At 56.4% G+C, this 2106-nt stretch carries 3 protein-coding genes; all 3 read right to left on the reverse strand.

What is annotated here, in order from left to right:
- On the reverse strand, nt 1-574 hold a 574-nt coding region (locus tag ACOSYY_RS00655; RefSeq protein WP_421660296.1), incomplete at its 3' end, for an alanine--tRNA ligase-related protein.
- A complete protein-coding gene (locus ACOSYY_RS00660; RefSeq protein ID WP_421660297.1) occupies nt 555-1016 on the reverse strand; it encodes a regulatory protein RecX in 462 nt (153 codons plus the stop codon). The genes ACOSYY_RS00660 and ACOSYY_RS00655, both read right to left, overlap by 20 nt.
- A 54-nt stretch (nt 1017-1070) precedes the next feature.
- The gene (gene recA, locus ACOSYY_RS00665) at nt 1071-2105 is read right to left on the reverse strand and encodes a recombinase RecA (RefSeq protein WP_421660298.1); all 1035 of its coding nucleotides are present in this window, start codon (nt 2103-2105) and stop codon (nt 1071-1073) included.
- Between the last annotated feature and the right edge of the window lies 1 nt (nt 2106).

The raw sequence follows: 2106 nt of genomic DNA on the forward strand, positions 1-2106 counted from the left end.
CACCGTTCGGCCGATCGTCGCCGGGCACGGATGGACCCTGGTCGAAATGAATTTCCGAGCAGGGGCCGCATGGACCGGTGTCCGCCATCTGCCAGAAGTTGTCTTTTTCGTCGCACCGGACAATGCGCGACGGCAAGACACCGATCTGCTTCCATAACTTTTCAGCGTCATCGTCCTCGCGGAAGATCGTCACCCATAACCGATCCTTCGCCAAACCGACCGTCTGCGTCAAAAACTCCCAGCCGAATCTGATGGCGTCGTCTTTGAAGTAGTCGCCGAACGAAAAGTTGCCGAGCATCTCAAAGAAGGTGTGGTGCCGCCTGGTGTATCCCACGTTTTCAAGATCGTTGTGTTTCCCGCCGGCGCGAAGACATTTTTGCACGGATACGGCTCTCGTGTAGGAACGGGATTCTTCTCCGAGGAAGACCCGCTTGAATTGATTCATGCCGGCGTTGGTGAAGAGCAGGGTGGGATCCGCCTGGGGAATCAAGGCCGAGCTGGGCACCGCCTGATGGCCGTGTTCCTCGAAGTATCGGATAAAGGCTCTTCGCAGATCAGTCGCGCTGTTCTTCATACACGGATTCCTCGTCGATCCTGAACTTCTCTATCATACGATCAATGGTCTCCTCACTGAAACCCCGCTGGTGGAGAAAGCGCACCGTTTGCGAGCGAGTCAATCGACGGCCACGGCATCGTGCGGCCTTCAGGGCTCGGCAAGCCAACGCCTCTTCATTTATTTCACGAAACACATCTGCGATGACTTGATTCGCCAGAGTTTCCGCTATCCCCTTGGCCCGTAATTCCACCTTCAACCGTTCTTGTCCCATCGGCCGGGAGACCAACCGTTTGTCGATCCATCGCTGAGCATAGTCGCAGTCATTGAGATAATGGAGGTCGGACAACCGGCGAACAATTTGCCGTGCCTGGAGGGACGAGGCTCCTTTGGATAAGAGATACCGTTCGACTTGAACGGCGGTCCGATCTCGGCGCGCCAGAAACTGTACCCCGAGCTGCATCCACTCTTCTAAGGAAGATCGGCTTCTTCGCTTCGGCACATTCACCGCATGCCGTTATCGATGCGCCCGCTTTTCCTCGCTGCGTGAAACAGGCTTTTCCTCTTTCGTCTCAGCTTTTTTCTCATTGCGAGCCGGAACGCCGGCCGCCTCTCGAAGTTTCATTTCGATCTCGCGGGCTGTGGAGACATTATTCTTGAGAAAATCTCGGGCGGCGTCCCGCCCCTGGCCGATCCGTTCCGTTTTGTAGGAATACCATGCACCCGATTTCTCAATGATCTTTTTGTCTACCCCCATATCCACAAGCTCGCCGATCTTTGAAATCCCTTCGGCAAACATAATGTCGAACTCCGCCTGACGAAACGGCGGTGCCATCTTGTTTTTCACGACCTTCACACGGACACGACTCCCCATCACGTCCTGACCTTCCTTGATCGATTCGATGCGACGGATATCCAGCCGGACGGAGGAGTAGAATTTAAGCGCATTTCCTCCGGTTGTGGTCTCCGGATTGCCGAACATCACGCCGAGTTTCATGCGGATTTGATTGATGAAGATCACCGTCGTCAGGGACTTGGCAATGGCGCCTGTAAGCTTCCTCAGCGCCTGTGACATGAGCCTGGCCTGAAGGCCCATGTGGGCATCCCCCATCTCGCCCTCGATTTCCGCGCGAGGCGTCAACGCCGCCACCGAATCGACCACGATCAAATCGATGGCGCCGCTTCGCACCAACGTTTCCGCAATCTCCAATGCCTGCTCACCCGTGTCCGGCTGAGATACAAGAAGATCATCGGCCTGCACCCCCAGCTTTTTGGCATAGGTCAAATCCAAGGCATGTTCGGCGTCAATAAAAGCGGCTACTCCCCCCGCCTTCTGTACCTCGGCAATACAATGCAGCGTCAGGGTGGTCTTGCCGGACGCCTCCTGCCCAAAGATCTCGACCACCCGTCCCCGCGGAAGCCCCCCGACACCGAGAGCGATGTCGAGGCTCAAGGACCCGGTGGAAATCGCCGGCACATCGACCTTCTCCTCGGCCCCAAGCTTCATGATCGCTCCCTTCCCATACTGCTTCTCGATTTGGGAAAGTGCCAGG

Source organism: Nitrospira sp. BLG_2, from assembly GCF_049222245.1.